Origin of the sequence: Mesorhizobium sp. M1399 (assembly GCF_040317735.1) — a bacterium.
In the GTDB taxonomy this organism is placed as follows: Bacteria; Pseudomonadota; Alphaproteobacteria; order Rhizobiales; family Rhizobiaceae; genus Mesorhizobium.
This window is the reverse complement of the sequence record NZ_JAMYKZ010000033.1, coordinates 1-20,636: the sequence shown is the minus strand read 5'-3', so window position 1 is coordinate 20,636 and position 20,636 is coordinate 1. Positions and strand designations below refer to the sequence as shown.

At 63.0% G+C, this 20,636-nt stretch carries 18 protein-coding genes; 8 read left to right on the top strand and 10 right to left on the bottom strand.

Going from position 1 to position 20,636, the window contains the following annotated elements; all coding sequences use genetic code 11:
- Window positions 1–11 precede the first annotated feature (11 nt).
- Both NKH05_RS31305 and NKH05_RS31300 read right to left on the bottom strand, forming a co-directional pair.
- Window positions 12–1,025 carry an alpha-ketoacid dehydrogenase subunit beta gene (locus NKH05_RS31305; protein ID WP_352496005.1) on the bottom strand — a complete coding sequence of 338 codons (1,014 nt, stop codon included), beginning with the start codon at window positions 1,023–1,025 and terminating at the stop codon, window positions 12–14.
- A 2-nt stretch (window positions 1,026–1,027) separates the two neighbouring features.
- Complete coding sequence (locus NKH05_RS31300) at window positions 1,028–2,260, bottom strand: 3-methyl-2-oxobutanoate dehydrogenase (2-methylpropanoyl-transferring) subunit alpha (protein ID WP_023718744.1); 1,233 nt, start codon at window positions 2,258–2,260, stop codon at window positions 1,028–1,030.
- 314 nt (window positions 2,261–2,574) lie between these two features.
- Between NKH05_RS31300 and NKH05_RS31295 the strand changes: the two genes are divergently transcribed.
- Together NKH05_RS31295 and holA are read left to right on the top strand one after the other, a co-directional pair.
- A complete protein-coding gene (locus NKH05_RS31295; protein WP_352856608.1) occupies window positions 2,575–3,525 on the top strand; it encodes a hypothetical protein in 951 nt (316 codons plus the stop codon).
- Between the two features lie 53 nt (window positions 3,526–3,578).
- Entirely contained in the window at window positions 3,579–4,625 is a 1,047-nt protein-coding gene (holA, locus tag NKH05_RS31290; RefSeq protein ID WP_352815942.1) for a DNA polymerase III subunit delta, read from the top strand.
- 277 nt (window positions 4,626–4,902) lie between these two features.
- Here the strand turns inward: holA and NKH05_RS31285 are convergent, their stop codons facing one another.
- The 5 genes from NKH05_RS31285 to mnmE form a co-directional block, all read right to left on the bottom strand.
- On the bottom strand, window positions 4,903–5,784 hold the full coding sequence (locus NKH05_RS31285) for a ParB/RepB/Spo0J family partition protein (protein WP_023718749.1): 882 nt from the start codon (window positions 5,782–5,784) through the stop codon (window positions 4,903–4,905).
- A 45-nt stretch (window positions 5,785–5,829) separates the two neighbouring features.
- Window positions 5,830–6,630, bottom strand: coding sequence for a ParA family protein (locus NKH05_RS31280; RefSeq protein WP_084642633.1), 801 nt, complete (start codon window positions 6,628–6,630; stop codon window positions 5,830–5,832).
- A 37-nt stretch (window positions 6,631–6,667) separates the two neighbouring features.
- Entirely contained in the window at window positions 6,668–7,306 is a 639-nt protein-coding gene (rsmG, locus tag NKH05_RS31275) for a 16S rRNA (guanine(527)-N(7))-methyltransferase RsmG (RefSeq protein WP_352815940.1), read from the bottom strand.
- The gene (gene mnmG / locus NKH05_RS31270; RefSeq protein ID WP_352856610.1) at window positions 7,303–9,192 is read right to left on the bottom strand and encodes a tRNA uridine-5-carboxymethylaminomethyl(34) synthesis enzyme MnmG; all 1,890 of its coding nucleotides are present in this window, start codon (window positions 9,190–9,192) and stop codon (window positions 7,303–7,305) included. The genes rsmG and mnmG overlap by 4 nt, the downstream gene beginning before the upstream one ends.
- 419 nt (window positions 9,193–9,611) lie before the next feature.
- Window positions 9,612–10,940, bottom strand: coding sequence for a tRNA uridine-5-carboxymethylaminomethyl(34) synthesis GTPase MnmE (gene mnmE, locus NKH05_RS31265; RefSeq protein ID WP_352481326.1), 1,329 nt, complete (start codon window positions 10,938–10,940; stop codon window positions 9,612–9,614).
- 59 nt (window positions 10,941–10,999) lie between these two features.
- On the opposite strand from mnmE, the gene NKH05_RS31260 reads away from it, so the two are divergent.
- The gene (locus tag NKH05_RS31260) at window positions 11,000–13,018 is read left to right on the top strand and encodes a thioredoxin domain-containing protein (RefSeq protein WP_352481327.1); all 2,019 of its coding nucleotides are present in this window, start codon (window positions 11,000–11,002) and stop codon (window positions 13,016–13,018) included.
- A gap of 183 nt (window positions 13,019–13,201) precedes the next feature.
- Here NKH05_RS31260 and rho read toward each other — a convergent pair whose 3' ends face one another.
- The 3 genes from rho to hemE form a co-directional block, all read right to left on the bottom strand.
- Entirely contained in the window at window positions 13,202–14,467 is a 1,266-nt protein-coding gene (gene rho / locus NKH05_RS31255) for a transcription termination factor Rho (protein ID WP_023718755.1), read from the bottom strand.
- A gap of 161 nt (window positions 14,468–14,628) precedes the next feature.
- The gene (gene hemJ / locus NKH05_RS31250) at window positions 14,629–15,171 is read right to left on the bottom strand and encodes a protoporphyrinogen oxidase HemJ (protein ID WP_084642637.1); all 543 of its coding nucleotides are present in this window, start codon (window positions 15,169–15,171) and stop codon (window positions 14,629–14,631) included.
- 5 nt (window positions 15,172–15,176) lie between these two features.
- Window positions 15,177–16,205, bottom strand: a complete 1,029-nt coding sequence (hemE, locus tag NKH05_RS31245; protein WP_352481328.1) for a uroporphyrinogen decarboxylase — start codon at window positions 16,203–16,205, stop codon at window positions 15,177–15,179.
- 401 nt (window positions 16,206–16,606) lie between these two features.
- On the opposite strand from hemE, the gene NKH05_RS31240 reads away from it, so the two are divergent.
- The 5 genes from NKH05_RS31240 to dnaQ all read left to right on the top strand — a co-directional run bounded on the left by NKH05_RS31240 (window position 16,607) and on the right by dnaQ (window position 20,432).
- Window positions 16,607–17,425 (top strand): pyruvate, water dikinase regulatory protein, encoded by an 819-nt coding sequence (locus tag NKH05_RS31240; protein ID WP_023718758.1) that lies wholly within the window; start codon window positions 16,607–16,609, stop codon window positions 17,423–17,425.
- Between the two features lie 169 nt (window positions 17,426–17,594).
- On the top strand, window positions 17,595–18,194 hold the full coding sequence (locus NKH05_RS31235) for a Maf-like protein (protein WP_352592214.1): 600 nt from the start codon (window positions 17,595–17,597) through the stop codon (window positions 18,192–18,194).
- Entirely contained in the window at window positions 18,187–19,029 is an 843-nt protein-coding gene (locus tag NKH05_RS31230) for a shikimate dehydrogenase (protein WP_352481330.1), read from the top strand. Before NKH05_RS31235 ends, NKH05_RS31230 begins: the two co-directional genes overlap by 8 nt.
- The gene (gene coaE / locus NKH05_RS31225; RefSeq protein WP_352592217.1) at window positions 19,026–19,628 is read left to right on the top strand and encodes a dephospho-CoA kinase; all 603 of its coding nucleotides are present in this window, start codon (window positions 19,026–19,028) and stop codon (window positions 19,626–19,628) included. Before NKH05_RS31230 ends, coaE begins: the two co-directional genes overlap by 4 nt.
- 84 nt (window positions 19,629–19,712) lie before the next feature.
- Window positions 19,713–20,432: a DNA polymerase III subunit epsilon gene (gene dnaQ / locus NKH05_RS31220; RefSeq protein ID WP_023718762.1), complete on the top strand. Its 720-nt coding sequence runs from the start codon at window positions 19,713–19,715 to the stop codon at window positions 20,430–20,432.
- Window positions 20,433–20,636: the final 204 nt, after the last annotated feature.

The following is a 20,636-nucleotide window of genomic DNA, read 5'->3' as shown; positions in this document are numbered from 1 at the left end:
CGTCTTCCCCCTCAGGCTTCCATCGTTTCGACGAGCGCGCGGCCTAGCCGCACAGGACCGGGAAAATAGTCCCACTCCTGCGCATGCGGATAGGGCGTGTCCCAGCCGGTGACCCGCGCCACCGGCGCCTCCAGATGGTGGAAGCAGTTCTCCTGAACCAGCGCCGAAAGTTCGGCGCCGAACCCCGATGTCAGCGTCGCCTCGTGCACGACCACGCAGCGCCCGGTCTTGCTGACCGAGGCGACGATCGTCTCGAGGTCGAGCGGCAGCAGCGTTCTCAGATCGATGATCTCGGCATCGATGCCGGTCTCCTCGGCCGCCGCCTGGGCGACATAGACCATCGTGCCGTAGGCAAGTACGGTGACCGCAGCGCCCTGTCTGCGGATCACCGCCTTGCCGAGCGGCACCGTGTAATGGCCGTCGGCGACTTCGCCAAGCTCGTGTTTCGACCATGGTGTTACCGGCCGCTCGTGATGACCGTCGAAGGGTCCGTTATAAAGCCGCTTCGGTTCCAGGAAGATCACTGGGTCGGGATCCTCTATCGCGGCGATCAGCAAGCCCTTGGCGTCATGCGGGTTCGAGGGCACCACGACTTTCAGCCCGGAGACGTGGGTGAACAGCGCCTCCGGGCTCTGGCTGTGGGTCTGGCCACCAAAAATGCCGCCGCCGGTGGGCATCCTGACCACGATCGGGCAGGTGAAGTCGCCGTTCGATCGATAGCGCAGCCGCGCCGCTTCCGAGACGATCTGGTCATAGGCCGGATAAACATAGTCGGCAAACTGCACCTCGACGCAAGGCTTCAGCCCGTAGGCGGCCATGCCGATGGCCGCGCCGACAATGCCGGATTCGCTGATCGGCGCATCGAAGCAGCGGCTCTTGCCGTATTTCGCCTGCAGGCCTTGCGTACAGCGGAAGACGCCGCCGAAGAAGCCGACATCTTCGCCGAAGACGATGACACGCTCGTCGCGCGCCATCGACACGTCCATGGCGTCGCGGATTGCCTCGATCATGGTCCGTCGCGGCATGGTTAGACTCCCGCCTGCTGGCGCTGGCGCCTGAGGTGCGGCGGCATCTCGGCATAGACGCCCTCGAACATATCGCGCGCCGAGGGCTTGCCGCCGGCATGCAGCGTGCCGTGGCGCTCGGCCTCCCGCTGCGCCGAAATCACCGTGTCGAGGATTTCCGCCTCGGCCTGGGCGTGGCGTTCGTCCGACCAGACGCCGCGCTGGATGAGGTGGTTCTTCAGCCTGACGATCGGGTCGCCGAGCGGCCACGCGTCGGACTCGGCCTTCGGCCGGTAGGCCGACGGGTCATCGGAGCTGGAATGGGCGCCGACGCGGTAAGTGACATATTCGACCAGCGTCGGCCCGAGATTGTTGCGCGCCCGCTCCGCCGCCCATTTGGCCACCGCATGGACGGCGAGATAGTCGTTGCCGTCGACGCGCAGCGACGGGATGCCGAAGCCCAGTCCGCGGGCAGCAAAAGTGCCGGAGCCGCCCCGGGCGATCCCCTGGAAGGTCGAAATCGCCCACTGGTTGTTGACGACGTTGAGCACGACCGGCGCCTTGTAGGTCGAGGCGAACACCAGCGCCGAATGGAAGTCGGACTCGGCGGTCGAGCCGTCGCCGATCCAGGCGGCGGCGATCTTCTGGTCATTGCTGATCGCCGAAGCCATCGCCCAGCCGACCGCCTGGATGTACTGCGTCGCCAGATTGCCGGAGATCGAGAAGAAGCCGTGCTCTTTCGACGAATACATGATCGGCAGCTGCCGGCCCTTCAGCGGATCGGCCTCGTTCGAATAGATCTGGTTCATCATCGTGACCATCGGATAGCCGTCGGCGATGAGCAGGCCGGCCTGCCGATAGGTCGGAAAATTCATGTCGCCCGGCGCCAGCGCCTTGCGGAAGGCGCAGCTCACCGCCTCTTCGCCGAGATGCTGCATGTAGAAGGAGGTCTTGCCCTGGCGCTGCGCCATCTGCATGCGCGCATCGAAGCTGCGCAGCGTCACCATATGGCGCAACCCTTCCAGCAGTTCCTCGTCGGAAAGCAGGCCGGCCCACGGCCCGACCGCCTCGCCGGCGCGGTTGAGCACACGAATGATCGAGAACGCCAGATCGCGGATGGTGCGCGGATCGACGTCGATCTCGGGGCGCGGCACCGAGCCGGCCTTGGGGATGGTCACGTCTGAAAAATCCGGCGTGCCGCCCGGCCGCACCTCCGGCTCCGGAACATGGAAGCGCAACATTCCGGCATCGGCCATGATCTCGGTCCTCCACTGTTGCCCGGCGCGATATTTGCACACCGCCGGACCAGTGCCAATTCGTCGGGCAGGGCTTCGGTCCTTCGGCTCCCGCCGATGCAGCCTGCCGCGCACAAGATGAAGATGTGTCTGCGAAATTTCTTGTCGATGTTGGACGGCAGCACGCAACTTAGCAGAAATTTGCCGACGATTGCCGCAACAGACGATATGTCCCGGGGTGAGCTTGCCTTTGACGAGCCCGCACATCCAGCGATTCAAGTTGCGCCTACCATTCAGGACCTTATCCTGACGGCATCGTTGTGAGAGAGGCGGGAATGCAAGGCAGATCGAGGGCCGTCGTCGCTTTGGCGATTGTAGCTTTTCTGGTTGGATCCGGTCGACCAGCTTTCGCTCAGTCGGACGATTGCATCGGCACGTACTATCGCACGAGGGATGCTGCCTGCATTGACCGGCTTATCACAACCTTGGATCAAGCTCCGTCCAGCGCTGAAAACGGAAAGATAACCGGGTTTTTCGCTGCATTGTTCGACGGCTCGCCGGAGATGCGACGAAAACTGCTGGATGGCGTGCCCTCCGATCGCGCGGCTGACCTTTATCTGGCCGCTCTGCACAAGGCTGGTCTCACGGACGAAGCGCGGCGTTTCGCGTCGAGCCGAAAGCTGGAGGATGCAGCATCCCCCGGTGCCATGCCTTTGAAAACGTTGACACCCCTCTTTGTCCCGTTGGACAATGATCTGCTGCTTGGCGCCTATATGGCGACAGGAGACTTGTCCTACATAGATCATATTCTGGGAGATCATATTCTGGGAAATCTTCGAACCAGCCGTGACGGCATCGCGGCGGACGCAATCTGCATCGGCCTTGTTATGGGGAAATTCGCGGGTGCGGTGGCTCCAGGTCGCCCCGAGAATATCATGATTGTCGCTGCATGCCGGAAATATGGGTGCCCCAAGAGCCAGGCATCAAAAGACATGATGCGTGTGATGACGGTGGCATCGGCTGTATGGGCTATACGGTCGCTGGCGAAGAATGACGTTGCAATCAAACAGGAACTCGATCGCATTTTCCAAAACGACTCGCGTTTGGCCGCCATTTTCGGAAGAGAGCAGAACGCCTTCACAAATTATCTGGCCTCAGTGACTTTGTGGTCGGTCGAGAAAGGCAAATCGCTTGACGCGGCAATGACGGACTATGAACGCCTCGGTGCTGCCGATACTTCGTTCAAGCCTGATAGCATCCTGCAATCCCCCGAGGACAAGAACTAGCAGGCCGGCGCCTGTGGTTCACCCGGAGCTCTCGCCATGCTAACCACAACACCATGGCACAGAAGAAAGCATACGAGGTCGATTCATGGCTCGCGAAGCCGGATCCGCGCGTCTCGATCGTGCTGCTTTACGGTCCCGATCGCGGGCTGGTCGCCGAGCGGGCAAAGGCCTTTGCCGCCAGGACCGGCCTGCCGCTCGACGATCCGTTCTCGGTGGTCAGGCTGGACGGATCGGAGGTCGATCGCGACGAGGGCCGCCTGCTCGACGAGGCGCACACCGTGCCGATGTTTTCGGAGCGGCGCCTGCTATGGGTGCGCAATGCCGGCGCTCAGAAGGCGCTTGCCGACGACGTCAGGGCGCTGACCGCCGAGCCGCCGCGCGATGCCATTATCCTGATCGAGGCCGGTGACCTGAAGAAGGGCGTCGGCCTGCGCGGCGTGGTGGAGGCGGCGGACAATGCCATGGCTCTGCCTTGCTACGCCGATGAGGCCAGGGACATTGACACGGTCATCGACGACGAACTGCGCAAGGCTGGCATGTCGATGACGCTGGAGGCGCGGCAGGCGCTGCGCCGCAACCTTGGCGGCGACCGGCTGGCCTCGCGCGGCGAGATCGAAAAGCTGGTGCTTTATGCGCATGGCCAGGCCGAAATCGGCCTCGACGACGTCAAGGCGACATCCGGCGATGTCTCCGGCCTCTCCTTCGATGCGGCCGTCGACGCCCTGCTCGAAGGCAGGATCGCCGACTTCGACAGCGCCTTCACCCGCCATTGCCAGTCTGGCGGCCAGCCCTTCCTGGTGCTTTCATCGGCGATGCGGCAGTTGCAGACGATCCAGGCGATGCGCGGCCTGATGGACGCCGGCGGCCGCAATGCCGCTTCGGTCGTAGCCGCGGCGCGCCCGCCGGTGTTTTTCTCCAGGCGCAAGCTGGTCGAGAAAGCCCTCGAACGCTGGAGCAGCGAGGCGCTCGGCCGCGCCCTGACCCGCTTGCAGACGGCGGTGCTGCAAACGCGCCGGCGGCCCGATCTGTCGATCGCGCTGGCACGGCAGGCGCTGCTCGGCATTGCCGTGGAAAGCGCAAGGCTGGCGCAGCGCACCTGAGCTCCCCCCTTGAGGGGGAGATGTCGCCGAGGCGACAGAGGGGTCACAGCGCGTGGAACGCCAGCGCCTTCCGCGACGACAGACGACGTGGGCGCTTGATGTGAGACGACCCCTTCTGGCCTGCCGGCCACCTCCCCCTCAAGGGGGGAGATTAACCACTTCGAGCGATTTCGCCAATCACCGGCGCGGTTGTTCTCCTATTAGAAGACGGAACTGCCAAGTCTTAGGACAAAAATTTATTTGCCGGCTAAAGATCCCGGGCATTTTGGCAACCTACCTACTCCCGCTTCAGCCTTCGGCAAAGCTCGTCAAGCTGCTCCAGCGTCCGGTAGGCGACGCTGATCACGCCGCCGCGCTGGTTGTGCTCGATCGTGACGATCATGCCGATCGTACTGGTCATCTGCCGCTCCAGCGCCAGTGTGTCGGCATCCTTTTGCGGCGGTGCGGCGGGTTGGCGTTTTGCCGCCGGCGCGCCGACCGGCATCTGCGCCAGCGCCTCGGCCTGGCGCACCGAAAGCCCCTCATCGATGATCCGCTTGGCGAGCCCGGCCGGGTCGTCGGCCGTCACCAAGGTACGGGCGTGGCCGGCCGACAGCGCCCCATCGACCAGCATGTCGCGAATGACGTCGGGCAGCTTGAGCAGCCTCAGCGTGTTGGCGACATGGCTGCGGCTCTTGCCGATCACCTGGCCGAGATCGGCCTGGGTATAGCCGTGGTCGTCAATCAGCTGCTGGTAGCCCAGCGCTTCCTCGACCGGGTTGAGGTCGGTGCGCTGGACGTTTTCGATGATCGCCAGTTCGAGCGCCGTGCGATCGTTGACATCGCGCACAATGATCGGGATTTCGGTCAGCCCGGCGCGTTGCGCCGCACGCCAACGACGCTCGCCGGCGATAATCTCGTAGCGGCCCGTTTGGGTTTTCGACGGCCGCGCCACCACCGGCTGCACCACGCCGTGTTCGCGGATCGACTGGGCGAGGTCGGTCAGGTCGGCGTCGCCAAAATGCCGCCGCGGGTTTTTCGGGTTAGGGCTGAGGAACTCGATCGGCACCTTGCCGTCGGCCGCCAGCCCCGGCTTTTCCGGTGCCGCCGGGCGATCGATTTCGCCGATCAGGGCCGCCAATCCCCGGCCCAGTCTCTTTCTCGAAGGGTCTTCGTTCATCGTCCGTCCAGATCGTTTCGGTATCGAATCGCTTGTTGGCTACTGTTAGGCGGCACGCAATTTGCGCTCGCGGCGGATCACTTCGGAAGCAAGCTGCAGATAGGCCTGGCTGCCCGAGCATTTGAGGTCGTAGAGAATCGCCGGCTTGCCATAGGACGGCGCCTCGGAAACGCGGACATTGCGCGGGATGACGGTTTCATAGACCTTGTCGCCCATATGCGCCCGTACATCCTGCACCACCTGGTTGGCGAGATTGTTGCGCCCGTCGAACATCGTCAGCACGATGCCCTGGATCGTCAGATCGGGGTTGATTGAACGGCGCACCTGCTCGACCGTCTCCAACAGCTGGCTCAGGCCCTCCAGCGCGAAGAATTCACACTGCAGCGGTACCAGCACCGAATCGGCCGCAGCCATCGAATTCAGCGTCAGCAGATTGAGCGAAGGCGGGCAATCGATCAGCACATAGCCGAAATTGGCCGAGCGCTCGGCCGAAGCCCGCAGCGCGTTGCGCAGCCGCAGCACCCGGTCCGGCGCCGAGGCGATTTCCATCTCGATGCCGAGCAGATCGAGCGTCGACGGCACGATCGACAGGCCGGGCACCGCCGTCGGGATCGCCGCCGCTTCCAGGTCGAGTTCGCCGGTCAGCACATCATAGGAGGAGACGGTGCGGTCGCGCCGGTCGATGCCAAGCCCGGTGCTGGCGTTGCCCTGCGGATCGAGATCGACGATCAGCACCTGTTCGCCTATGGCGGCCAGCGCGGTGGCCAGATTGATGGCCGTCGTCGTCTTGCCGACGCCACCCTTCTGGTTGGCGACGGTGATGATTCGGGGGCCGTTCTTCATCATGGGTCTATGCCAGAAATTCATTCGGGGTCGCCGGTCACTAGCCAGGGTGCTGTCGCAAGTCGGATATTTCGAGAACGACGCCCTGCGCGTCGGTTACACTGGTATGTTCTACCAGATCGAAAGACCATCGTTGAGCGCTTTCTGCCACTTCGGCGCGGTAATCCCGGCCTTTGTGAAACAGACCGCGCGCGCCCTTCGTCAGCCACGGCGCCGCCAAGTCGAGCAAGGTCGGCAACGACGCAAGCGCCCTGGCCGTGACGATTTGCGGTGCAGGAACAAGAGGATAGCTGTCGTCTATGCGCCGCGCGATGACCTTGGCAGGCAGGCTGAACTGTCCGACGACCGCTTGCAGGAACGATGCTTTTTTCCGGTTGCTTTCAACCAGGTCGATGCTGGCCCCTTCACGCTCGACCAGCAGAAAGGCCAGCACAAGCCCGGGAAAACCGCCGCCGGAGCCGAGATCGACCCAGCGCTTCGCGTCCGGTTTGATTCGCGCCAGCTGCGCGCTGTCGAGGATGTGGCGGCGCCAGACATCGTCCTGCGTCGATTGCGCGGCTAGATTGATCCGGCGATTCCATTTCTGGAAGACGGCCTCGAACTCGACCAGACGACCGAATGTTTCACGTGAAACCGGGCCTGCTGCCTGTTGCAGGTTCGCCCAGGACGCAGCGCTCACGCGACCTGCTTTCGCGCGGCCGCCTCGGCGTTGCGGACATGCGCGACGATAATCGCCAGCGCCGCCGGCGTCATGCCTTCCATACGCTGCGCGTCAGCGATGGAACGCGGCTGGCGTGCCAGCATCTTCTGCTTCAACTCATTGGACAGGCCGGGAACAGAAGCAAAGTCGAGCGACTCGGGAATAAGCCGGCTCTCCTCATGCCTGATCTGCGAGACGTCGGCCTGCTGGCGGTCGAGATAGACGGAATATTTGGCTTCCGTTTCAAGACGTTCGGCCGTTTTGGCGTCGATAGCGCCAAAAGCGGGTTCGATGCGCCCCAGCCAGGCGATATCGACGCCGGGATAGGCCAGCAACTCATAGACCGAGCGGCGCACGCCGTCCCGGTTGATCTCGAGCCCATGGCGCGCCGCCTCATTGGGGGTCATCGTGGTGCCGAGGGCGAGCTGCCGCGCCTTCTCAAGGTCTTGCACGACAGTGTTGAACCGTTGCGTTCGCTCCGGCGAGGCGATCCCCAGTCTCATCGCCAGCGGCGTCAGCCGCTCATCGGCATTGTCCGCACGCAGCGACAGCCGGAACTCGGCCCGCGAGGTGAACATGCGGTAGGGCTCGGCGATGCCGCGGCTGGTCAAGTCGTCGGCCATCACGCCGATATAGGCTTCGGTGCGGCTTAGCACGATTTCATCGCTCGCCGACGCCTTGCGCGCTGCATTCAAGCCGGCAAGCAGCCCTTGCGCGCCAGCCTCCTCGTAGCCGGTGGTTCCGTTGATCTGGCCGGCGAGGTAAAGCCCGGCGATCCGCTTGGTTTCCAGCGTCGGCTTGAGTTCGCGTGGGTCGACATGGTCATATTCGATGGCATAGCCGGGCTGCAGCATCGTTGCCCGCTCCAGCCCCGGAATGGTTTTCAGGATGTCGAGCTGTACGTCCTCGGGCAGCGAGGTCGAGATGCCGTTCGGGTACACCGTGTCGTCGTCGAGCCCTTCTGGCTCCAGAAAAATCTGGTGGCCTTCGCGGTCACCGAACTTGACGATCTTGTCTTCGATGGACGGGCAATAACGCGGCCCGACGCCTTCGATTGACCCCGAATACATAGCCGAGCGGCCAAGATTGGCGCGAATCAGCTCATGCGTGACATTGGTCGTGCGCGTAATCCCGCAATGGATCTGCGGGTTTTCGATGCGGTCGGTGAGCAGCGAGAACGGCACGGGATCTTCATCCGCCGCCTGGCTCTCAAGCGACGCCCAATCGATCGTCCTGCCGTCCAGCCGCGGCGGCGTGCCGGTCTTCAGCCGCCCGAGCCTGAAGCCGGCGCGGCTCATCGTCGCCGACAGGCCGATACTCGCTTGCTCGTTCATGCGGCCGGCGACGATCTTCTTCTCGCCAATATGGATCAGCCCGCGCAAAAAAGTGCCGGTCGTCAGCACCACGGCACCACAGGCGAGCCTGCTTCCATCCGCCAGCAGCACCGCCGCGATGCGCCCATCGTCGATTTCTCCGTCATTGATGTCGAAGTCCAGCACCTCGCCTTCAATGACATCGAGGCCGGCCTGCTGGCGGATCGCCGCCTGCATGGCGAGCCGATAGAGCTTCCTGTCGGCTTGCGTCCGCGGACCGCGGACCGCTGGCCCCTTACGACGGTTGAGCAGACGGAACTGGATGCCGGCCGCATCGGCGACGCGCCCCATCAGCCCGTCCATGGCATCGATCTCGCGAACCAGATGGCCTTTGCCGAGGCCGCCAATCGCCGGGTTGCAGGACATCACACCGATCGTGTCGAAGCGCAGCGTCACCAGCGCGGTTCTGGCGCCGGCACGCGCGGCAGCACTGGCCGCCTCGCACCCAGCATGGCCGCCACCCACCACAACCACATCATAGCGATTGGTCATCTGTATCTTCCGATTCAAATCTGCCGACACATGTGCCCGCCCGGACGAGCTGTCAAGAACAGAGAGGCTTCAGGCGCATAACTGCGCTGACCATTGCAGATAGAGAACGCCCGGCGCTGCCCTGTCTTCCTTCTCCCCTTGTTGTGGGAGAAGGTGGATTGGCGCGCGGCGCCAAGACGGTTGAGGGTGCTGGACGGAGCACCGTCGGTGCCAAGCTGGAACACCCCTCATCCGACCGAGCTTCGCTTGGCCACCTTCTCCCACACGGGGAGAAGGCGAGAGCCGCACCTAACCCCTCAACCTGCAGCACCTGCGACATTTGCACAGCGAATCGTTTCACGTGAAACAATGCCCTCCACTGACCGCCCAGCGTTTCACGTGAATCACTGGGGCGTATTCTTCCCAATGTTTCACGTGAGTCATTTCCCAATACAGAATTGCGAAAAGATCACGTCGAGCATGTCCTCGACATCGACCGCGCCGACGATTCGTCCGAGCCGATCCGCCGCCAGGCGCAGTTCCTCGGCCCGCAATTCCTGTCCGCGATCACTACTTGCCACTGCCGCAAGCAGGAAGCGTTTCGTCTCATTGAGCAGCTCGACGTGCCGCAGCCGCGACGGCAGGATATCGCCGGCCTGGCCGATCTGCGCTGCGGCGCGGCGCCCGATCTCGTCCAGCAATTCGGCCACTCCCGTGCCGTCCCGCGTCGAGATAGCGATATCATAGTGCGCCACAGGCGAGGGTGATTTGCCCCTCAGAAGATCAACCTTCGTTCCGACCCTCAGCGCCGGAATGGCGCCCGGCAGCACACCGATCGCCATTGGCTCAGCCATATCCTCAAGCAGCAACAGCAGGTCCGCACTGTGCGCCTTGGCCCTGGCCTTCTCGATGCCGATCGCCTCGATCTTGCCGGGCGCCTCGCGCAGACCGGCGGTGTCGGTTACCCGGACCCGCACCCCTTCGAGGTCCAGCACCACCTCGAGCAGGTCGCGGGTCGTGCCCGGCTCATCAGTGACGATCGCCGCCTCGCGCCGCGCCAGAGCGTTGAACAGGCTGGATTTGCCGGCATTCGGCGCACCGAGGATAACGACTTCGAACCCGTCGCGAATGATTTCGGCAGCGCGGAAGCCGGCGACATGGCGCTCGATCTCGGCGATCATGGCCCGCACGTCGGACCAGACTGTGTCGGCGACCGAACCCGGCACGTCGTCCTCGTCGGCAAAATCGATCTCGGCCTCGATCATCGCGCGGGCGTGGATCAGCCGTCGGCGCCAGCCCAGATAGAGTTCGCTCTGCACGCCTTCGGCATTGTGCACGGCAAAGCGCCGCTGCGCCTCGGTGTCGGCATTGATGAGATCGGCCAGCGCCTCGGTTTCGACCAGATCGAGCTTGCCGTTGACAAAGGCGCGGCGGGTGAATTCACCCGGCTCGGCATGCCTGACGCCGTCGAAGGAGGTGATCGTTTCCAGCATCTTCGCCACGACGGCGCGTCCGCCATGGACATGGAACTCGGCAACGTCCTCGCCGGTAAAACTGTCGGGACCGGCAAAGAAGACGACCGGGCCGCTGTCCAGCACCGATCCGTCCGGCGCCCGTAACTTGCGATAGCTAGCAACGCGGTTCGGCACGGCCGATCCGGCAATCGTTTCGACTACGAATCGACTCTGCGGCCCCGAAATTCGGATCACCGCAATGCCGGCCGGCAGGCGCCCGCTCGACAGTGCCACGATGGAGTCTTTTGAAATCATTTGCCCGCTCTGCCGAAGCGCCCTAGCTATGCCTGTTCAATCCACCATCGAGTTGCGCCGTGACATTGCCTGCACAAAACCTGCTTGCCGAAGAGGCCAGTCCCTATCTGCAGCAGCACAGCGGCAATCCGGTGCACTGGCGGCCATGGTCGCCTGCCGCTCTGGCCGAAGCACAGGCGCTGCAGCGTCCGATCCTGCTGTCAGTCGGCTACGCTGCCTGCCACTGGTGCCACGTCATGGCGCATGAGAGCTTCGAGAACGACGGCGTCGCCGCCGTCATGAACCGTCTCTTCGTCAATATCAAGGTCGACCGCGAGGAGCGCCCCGACATCGACCAGATCTACATGGCGGCGCTGTCCTCGATGGGCGAGCAGGGCGGATGGCCGCTGACCATGTTCCTGACGCCGGACGGCAAGCCGTTCTGGGGCGGCACATACTTCCCTCGCGAAGCCCGCTACGGGCGCCCGGGCTTCGTCCAGGTGCTGGAGGCGGTCGACAAGGCTTGGCGGGAGAAGAAAGAAAGCGTTAACCAAAGCGCCGACGGTTTGACTACGCATGTCGAGGCGCGGCTGGCGGGCAGCCATGCCAAGGCCGTACTCGACAGCGACACGCTAGCGAAGCTCGCCAACGGCATTGACGGCATGATCGACCGCGAGCTGGGCGGCCTGCGCGGCGCACCCAAATTCCCCAACGCGCCGTTCATGCAGAGCCTCTGGCTGTCCTGGCTGCGCGACAGCACCGCAGCCCATCGTGACGCCGTTCTCCTCAGCCTCGAAAAGATGCTGGCCGGCGGCATCTACGACCATGTCGGCGGTGGCCTCAGTCGCTACTCGACCGACGCCGAATGGCTGGTGCCGCATTTCGAAAAGATGCTCTACGACAATGCCCAACTCGTCCGGCTGTGCAATTGGGCCTATGCGTCAACTGGCAAGGAATTGTTCCGGTTGCGAATCGAAGAGACGATTGCCTGGCTGTTGCGCGAAATGCGGGTCGAGGGCGGTGCCTTCGCTGCCAGTCTCGATGCCGACAGCGAAGGGGAAGAAGGGCTGTTCTATACCTGGAGCAAGGATGAGGTCGAGCTTGCCCTTGATGACGAATCAGCATTGTTTTTCAACTACTTCACACTTGCCGACCCGCATGGCTGGGAGGGCAAGCCGATCATCCGCCAGACAGAAGCCCAGCAGACGCAAAGTGTGATCGACCGCCAACAGCTCGTCCCGCTGAAAGAAAAATTGCTCGCGGCGAGGGCACAGCGCATCCGGCCAGGGCGTGACGGCAAGGCACTGACCGACTGGAATGGTCTGATGATCGCAGCGCTTGCAGAGGCCGGGCGATCGCTTGGCCGATCCGACTGGATCGTAGCGGCGGCAGCGGCCTTTGCCGCCATTGCGGCTGCCGGGCGCGATAACCGTCTGTCGCATTCCATGCTCGGCGCAAAGAGGCTGTTCCCGGCTCTTTCGAGCGACTATGCCGCCATGACCAATGCGGCGGTCTCGCTGTTCGAGGCGACCGGCAATCCCGACTATATCGATCGCGCCGGGAACTTCATTGAGCAACTCGATCTCTGGCACCGGGACAGCGACAAGACCGGCTACTATCTGACCGCATCGAACAGCACGGATGTGCCGATCCGCATCCGCGGCGATGTCGACGAGGCCATTCCTTCCGCCACTGGGCAGATCATCGAAGCCATGGTCCGATTGTCGTCGCTGACCCGCGATCTCGAACTCTGGGAAAAAGCCTGGACAGTCGCCGAGCATGCGGCCGGGCGGGCGGAGCACCAGCCCTATGGCCAGGCAGGAATCGTCAATGCCTGTGCCCTGGCGCTCGAACCGCTGAAACTGGTGATCGTGGATAAACCCGAGAATCCAAGGCTTGTTCCGGTTGCGAATCGAAATCCGGACCCACGTCGGGTGGACATCGTCGTGCCTGTTGGCTCGGCGACAAATCTGCCGGCCTTGCCGGGCGGCGTCCTGCCGCCAACGGCCGAGCCCGGCGCCTGGCTGTGCACGGGGCAGGTCTGCCTGCCGGTGGTAACGGAAGCTGAAGAGCTGGAAGGGTTATTGCGCCGAAGATAGGATTCGTAATCCTATGGCGAAGCAAGGAGTGAAGCGACGCAGCGCAGACCATAGGATCCATGCCGTGACTTTCGCGCGCTGCAACGGCGCAAATTCTGCTCCGCTGCTTTCTCCGGTAGAGCTCACGGCATGGATCCTCGGGCCAAGCCCGAGGATGACGAAGGCAACGGCCAGCCCCCAACCCTACGTATTCATCGAATCGAAGAAGTCCGCATTCGTCTTGGTCTGCTTGAGCTTGTCGATCAGGAACTCGATGGCATCGGTAGTTCCCATCGGCGCCAGGATGCGGCGCAGCACGAAGATCTTCTGCAGATCCTGCTTGGAAACCAGCAGGTCTTCCTTGCGGGTGCCGGACTTCAATATGTCCATGGCCGGATAGATGCGCTTGTCGGCCACCTTGCGGTCGAGCTGGATTTCGCAGTTGCCGGTGCCCTTGAACTCTTCGAAGATGACTTCGTCCATGCGGCTGCCGGTGTCGATCAGCGCGGTGGCGATGATGGTCAGCGAGCCGCCTTCCTCGATGTTGCGGGCGGCGCCGAAGAAGCGCTTCGGCCGCTGCAGCGCGTTCGCGTCGACACCGCCGGTCAGCACCTTGCCGGATGACGGCACGACGGTGTTGTAGGCGCGACCGAGACGCGTGATCGAATCCAGCAGGATCACCACGTCGCGACCGTGCTCGACCAGGCGCTTGGCCTTTTCGATCACCATCTCGGCAACCTGGACATGGCGTACCGCCGGCTCGTCGAAGGTCGACGAGATCACCTCGCCCTTCACCGAGCGCTGCATGTCGGTAACCTCCTCCGGCCGCTCGTCGATCAGAAGCACGATCAGATAGCATTCCGGATGGTTGGCGGTGATCGAGTGGGCGATGTTCTGCATGAGAACCGTCTTGCCGGTGCGCGGCTGCGCATTGATCAACGCACGCTGCCCCTTGCCGATCGGCGCGACCAGGTCGATCACGCGCGGCGAGATGTCCTTGGTGGTCGGATTGTCGATCTCCATCTTCAGCCGCTTGGTCGGATAGAGCGGCGTCAGGTTGTCAAAGTGGATCTTGTGGCGGATTTTTTCCGGATCGTCGAAATTGATTGTGTTGACCTTGAGCAGCGCGAAATAGCGCTCGCCCTCTTTCGGGCTGCGGATAGGGCCTTCAACCGTATCGCCGGTCTTCAGCGAAAACCGCCGGATCTGCGAGGGTGAAATATAGATGTCGTCGGGACCTGGCAGATAATTTGCGTTGGCCGAGCGCAGAAAGCCAAAGCCGTCCTGCAGCACTTCGACGACGCCGTCGCCGATGATCTCGATATCCTGTGCCGCCAGCTTCTTCAGGATCGCGAACATCAGCTCCTGCTTGCGCATGACGCTGGCGTTCTCGACCTCGAGCGATTCCGCATAGGCGATCAACTCTGGTGGTTTCTTGTTCTTGAACTCGGTGAGTTTCATTTCTTGCATGGACGGACTCTGAATGAGCTTTGGGAAAAATATCGGCGGGATGCGACAAATGCCGGGCGCGGCCGAAAGCGATGACGGGCGGCGCATGACGGGAAGGAAGACCCGTCTTTTATCGTCGGTCGGGTGAAAGAGCAAGCCGCCTTTTGCGGGCACCGAATACGTCAGAATGGTTTCACGATAACCAGGACGACGATGACGACCATCAGCAATGTGGGGATCTCATTGACGATCCGCCAGTGCCTTGCCGGTTTTTCATTGCGGTCTTCGGCAAATTTCCGGACGGCGCCGGCGAAATAGCCATGCACGGCCGACAGACCCACCACCGCAGCGATCTTGGCATGCAGCCAGCCGCCTTGAAAACCAAAGCCTTTCCAGGCGAGCCACAGGCCGAACGCCCAGGTAATCACCATCGCCGGATTGATGATGCCGCGCAGCAGGCGGCGCTCCATTACCTTGAAGGTCTCCGACTGGACGGAGCCTTTTTCGGCATCGGCATGATAGACCAGCAAGCGCGGCAGATAGAGCATGCCCGCCATCCAGGAGATGACGGCAATCACATGGATCGCCTTTGCCCAGGGATAGAAATCATCGGGCCCGAAGAGAAACAGCAGCCCGGCCAGCACGAGGAAAATGGCGATCGCGATTGCCGCGCGGCGCGTCGCCCCGCTACCGCTGTTCGTGCTGTTCGCATTGTCTGCGCCCATCATCGTCACGACGCGCTCCGCACCAGTTTGACCATCTGCTCGACATGCGCGAGCGGCGTCTCCGGCGTGATGCCGTGGCCGAGGTTGAAGATCAGCGGCCGGTCCCCTAACACCTTCAGGATCGCCCCCACGCCGTCGGCAAGCGCCTTGCCGCCGGCCACCAGCCGCAGCGGATCGAGATTGCCTTGCACGGCGCCGTCACGCTGCAATTCCTTCGCAGTCGACAATGGCACGGTCCAGTCGAGGCCCAGCCCGGTCACGCCGGTCGTCTGGCGATAGCTCCGGTAGTGATCTCCGGCGCCTTTGGGAAAGCCGATGATCGGAACGTCGGGATGGACAGCCTTCACCTGCCGGACAATCTCGGCCACCGGCCGGACGCAGAACAACTCGAAAGACGCTTCGTCGAGCACGCCGGACCACGAATCAAAGATCTGCACCACGTCGGCGCCGGCTTCGATCTGCCGGATCAGATAGGCAGCCGAATGATCGGCGAGCACTTTCAGGAGCCGAAGAAAGGCCGCCGGCTCGCGATAGGCGAACAGCCTGGCCGGCGCCTGGTCGGGCGTACCGTGGCCGGCAATCATGTAGGTCGCCACCGTCCAGGGCGCACCGCAGAAGCCGATCAGCGTCGTTTCATCAGGCAGTCTGGCGCGCAATCGCCGCACCGTCTCGTAGACCGGCTCGAGATTCACGTGAAACGTTTCGCCGTCGAGAGCCTCGATCTCCGCAGCCGAGATCGGCGTCAACAGCGGGCCGCGTCCTTCCTCGAAGCGCACGTCGCGGCCGAGCGCATGCGGCACGACAAGGATATCGGAAAACAGGATCGATGCGTCGAAGCCGAAGCGTTCGATCGGCTGCAGCGTCACTTCGACGGCGAGATCCGGGTCGTAGCAAAGATCGAGGAACGATCCGGCCCGTCTCCTCGTCTCCCGGTATTCCGGCAGATAGCGGCCGGCTTGGCGCATAATCCAGAGCGGCGGCGGAAACGCTGCCTTGCCTCTCAACACGTCCAGCACGATCCGGTCTTGAGGCATTGAGCGCTCGCCTTTCCAGGCTTCCCTATAATTAAATATTCTATTTTTAGGAATCTTATGATTCTAAGAGTCTGTTGGTTGTGGTGGTTGTCTCCTGTCCCGCTTTGCCCTGGAAAAGACCAGCCAGCATATTGTCGCGCGCTTCTCCAACGGGATTGCAGGACTTTGTGGAAAGCCGGGAATTTCCGACTGGAGTCAATGCGTTGCCGCCAGGCCAAGGAACTTGCCCTTGTGGATGAAGCGAAGGCAAAAAGCTCCGTCCCCGGACTTGTCCCCAACCGCCCGAAGAAGCCGACAGCACATCGAATTGTGGACAAACCGGCATCTGATACAGTCGCTTGGCGGTGGCCGAGTTTTCCGCCCGGCTTATCCACATCGGCCCACAGCCTGGAATGTATCCTGTGAACAAACCGCAGAGCTTCTTTCACCTTCACCTGATTTCCGACGCCACCGGCGAAACGCTGCTGGCCGCCGGCCGCGCCGCTTCCGCGCAATACAAGGATGCGCGCGCCATCGAACACATCTACCCGCTCATCCGCACCGAAAAACAGGTGACGAAAGTGTTCGAGGACATCGAGGAGGAGCCGGGCATCATCCTCTACACCGTCGTCGACCAGAAGCTTGCCCGTGGCATCGATGAACGCTGCGCGGCGATGGGCCTGCCTTGCGTCTCGGTACTGGAGCCGGTGCTGACGGTGTTCCAGTCCTATCTCGGCACGCCGGCCGGCCGCCGCGTCGGCGCCCAGCATGTGCTGGACGCCGAATATTTTCGCCGCATCGACGCGCTCAATTTCACCATGGAGCATGATGACGGCCAGCTGCCGGCCAATATGGATGATGCCGACATCGTGCTTGTCGGCATCTCACGCACCTCGAAGACGCCGACCAGCATCTATCTCGCCAATCGCGGCATCAAGACCGCCAACATCCCGATCGTGCTCGGCGTGCCGGTGCCGGAAAGCCTGGTCTACGCCAGGAGGCCACTGATCGTCGGCCTGATCGCCACTGCCGAGCGCATCTCCCAGGTCCGGCAGAACCGCGTTCTCGGCAACAGCGCCTACGAGCCGACCGATTACGTCGACCGCGCCGCGATCGCCGAAGAACTCGCCTACGCCCGCCAGATCTGCACACGGCATGGCTGGCCGATGATCGATGTCAGCCGCCGTTCGATCGAGGAGACGGCGGCGGCTATCGTTGCCCTGCGCGGCAAGACGCGCTAGGGCGTGTGATATTCAGGTGATGCCGGCCTACAAACGGCGGCTTCCTGCGCTTCCGGTGCTCACGTACTTTAAGTACACTCCGCTCCGGTTCTCGGAAGCCACCACTCTCGGCGCGGCCTGACCTGAATCTCGACACACCCTAGTGAGCGCCAGAAAACGGGCGAAAAAAATGGCCGAAAAAATCATCCTTGCCTCGGGCAGCCCGTTCCGCAAGGCGCTGCTTGTCAATGCCGGCGTTGTGGTCGAAGCGGTTCCGGCTTCTGTCGACGAACGTGCGCTGGAGGCGCCGCTGCAAAATAGTGGCGTGTCGCCGGAGGACGTCGCCCTGGTGCTTGCCGAGGCCAAGGCCACCGAAGTCAGTGAGCGCAAGCCCGGCGCCCTGGTGCTCGGCTGCGACCAGACGCTGTCGCTCGGCGACGAGCTGTTCCACAAGCCGGCCGACATGGAAGGCGCGCGCCGTCATCTGCTGGCGTTGTCGGGCAAGACGCATCAGCTCAACAGTGCCGTCGTGCTGGCCCGTGACGGCCAGGTTCTGTGGCGGCATGTCGGCATCGCCAGCCTGACCATGCGCAAGCTCGATCCGGCCTTCATCGGCCGCCATCTGGCGCGCGTCGGCGCCAAGGCGTTGTCCAGCGTTGGTGCCTACCAGATCGAAGGCGAGGGCATCCAGCTGTTCGAAAAGATCGAGGGCGACTACTTCACCATTGTTGGCCTGCCGCTTTTGCCGGTGCTGGCCAAGCTGCGTGATCTCGGGGCGATCGATGGCTGAGGCCTCGAAAAAAGCCTTCGTCACCGGCCACCCGATCGGCCATTCCAGGTCACCGAAGATCCACGGCTACTGGCTGGCGAAATACGGCATCGACGGCGTCTACGAGGCCATTGACGTTGCGCCAGAAGCGTTTGCCGAATTCCTGCAAACGCTGCAGGCACAAGGCTATAGCGGCGGCAACGTCACCATCCCGCACAAGGAGGCCGCCTTCGCATTGGCGGCGCGCCGCGACGACGCGGCCGAACAAATCGGTGCGGTCAACACACTGTGGTTTGAGGATGGCGAATTGTGGGGCGGCAATACCGATGCCCATGGCTTTGCCGCCAATCTGGACGAGTATGCATCGGGTTGGGCGGCCGACGGCCCGGCCGTTGTGCTCGGTGCCGGCGGTGCCGCTCGCGCGGTCATCCATGCGCTGAAGCAACGCGGCGTCAACGATATCCGCATCGTAAACCGGACGCTTGCGAGGGCGCAGGAGCTGCGCGACCGCTTCGGTGCCGGCGTCTCCGCCCATGGCATGGCGGCGACCGGCGAGTTGCTCGAAGATGCCGGCCTGCTGGTCAACACGTCAGCGCTCGGCATGCATGGCAATGAAGGCCTGTCCGCCGATCCGGGCAGACTGCCCGACCGCGCCATCGTCACCGACATCGTTTATGTTCCGCTGGAAACGCCGTTGCTCGCCGCAGCCAGCGCGCGCGGCCTCAAGACCGTCGATGGGCTCGGCATGCTGCTGCACCAGGCGGTGCCCGGCTTCGAGCGCTGGTTCGGCACCAGGCCGCAGGTCACCGCCGAACTGCGGCAAATGATCATTGCCGATATCGGCGCGAAGCCATGATCGTGCTCGGCCTCACCGGATCGATCGGCATGGGCAAGTCGACCACGGCAAAGATGTTTGCCGAGGCCGGCGTGCCGGTCCATGATTCCGACGAGGCGGTGCATCGCCTCTATGCCGGCAAGGCCGCCCCCATGGTCGAGGCGGTCTTTCCCGGGACCACCCGATCCGGTGCGGTCGATCGCACAAAGTTGGCCGAACGGGTGCTCGGCGATGCCGCCGCGCTGAAACGGCTGGAAGCGATCATCCATCCGCTGGTCCGTGCCGACGCCGATGCCTTTCTGGCGCAAAATCGTGCCGCCGGCGCGCCACTTGCCGTGCTCGATATACCGCTGCTGTTCGAGACCGGCGGCCGCGATCGCGTCGACAAGGTTGTGGTCGTCACCGCGTCGGCCGAGATCCAGCGCGCCCGCGTGCTGGCGCGCCCGGGCATGAGCGAGGAAAAGTTTGCGTCGATCCTGGCCAGGCAGGTTCCCGACGCCGAAAAGCGCCGGCGCGCCGACTTCGTCGTCGACACCGGCCAGGGCTTTGACGCCGCCCGCGCGGCTGTCAATGCGATCGTCGCCGAACTAGTCGGGGATAAAGCAGCCAGTCCGGGTTAAGAGGCTTGCAGCCCACATTACTTGTTGCCATTTTGTTCCGGGTGTGATTCGGCTAGAATGACGCGGAACCAATGGACTGATTCGATGCGTGAGATCATCTTCGATACGGAAACCACCGGCCTCGACACGCGCGAGGACCGCGTCATCGAGCTTGGCGGCATCGAGCTGGTCAACCGCTTTCCGACCGGCCGCACCTTCCACAAATACATCAACCCACAAGGCCGCCCGATTCATCACGAGGCGCAGGCCGTGCACGGCATCAGCGCCGCCGATCTTCAGGGCAAGCCGACTTTCATGGAGATCGCCGAGGAGTTCCTGGCCTTCATCGACGGCGCCAAGCTGGTCGCCCATAATGCCGGCTTCGACATCGGCTTCCTCAACCTCGAATTCGGCCGGCTTGGTCATCCGGCCATCGATCCGGGACGGATCGTCGACACGCTGGCGCTGGCGCGCCGCAAGCATCCAATGGGTCCCAATTCGCTCGACGCGCTCTGCCGCCGCTATGGCATCGACAATGGCCGTCGCACCAAGCATGGCGCGTTGCTCGATTCTGAATTGCTGGCCGAGGTCTATATCGAGCTTATCGGCGGCAAGCAGGCCAGCCTCATCCTCGACAGCATCATGACGCCGGCGGGCGGACGACAGAATGTCGACGATATCGACATTTCGATCGGCGTCAGGCCCATCGCCTTGCCCTCGCGCCTGACCGATGCCGAGCGCGCAGCACACGCGGGCATGGTTGGCAGCCTCGGCGAAAAGGCGCTTTGGCTGCGCATCGGCCGGGAAGCGAGTTCCGCGGCATAGTGATTTTGAGCGGAGTGATCCGTCGCCCCCTCTGTCCTGCCCTTTTAGCCACCACTTGGCATCTCCCCCTCAGTGGGAAAGATTGGCAGTCCCAGCGCCTCGGATAGTGTCCTGAAGGTTCTGCAAAAAGTTTTGGAGAGAGAACGGCGCTTGCTCTGAAGGGCGAGCGGCCATGGCACGGTGGTGACGTTGCAATCACCGATT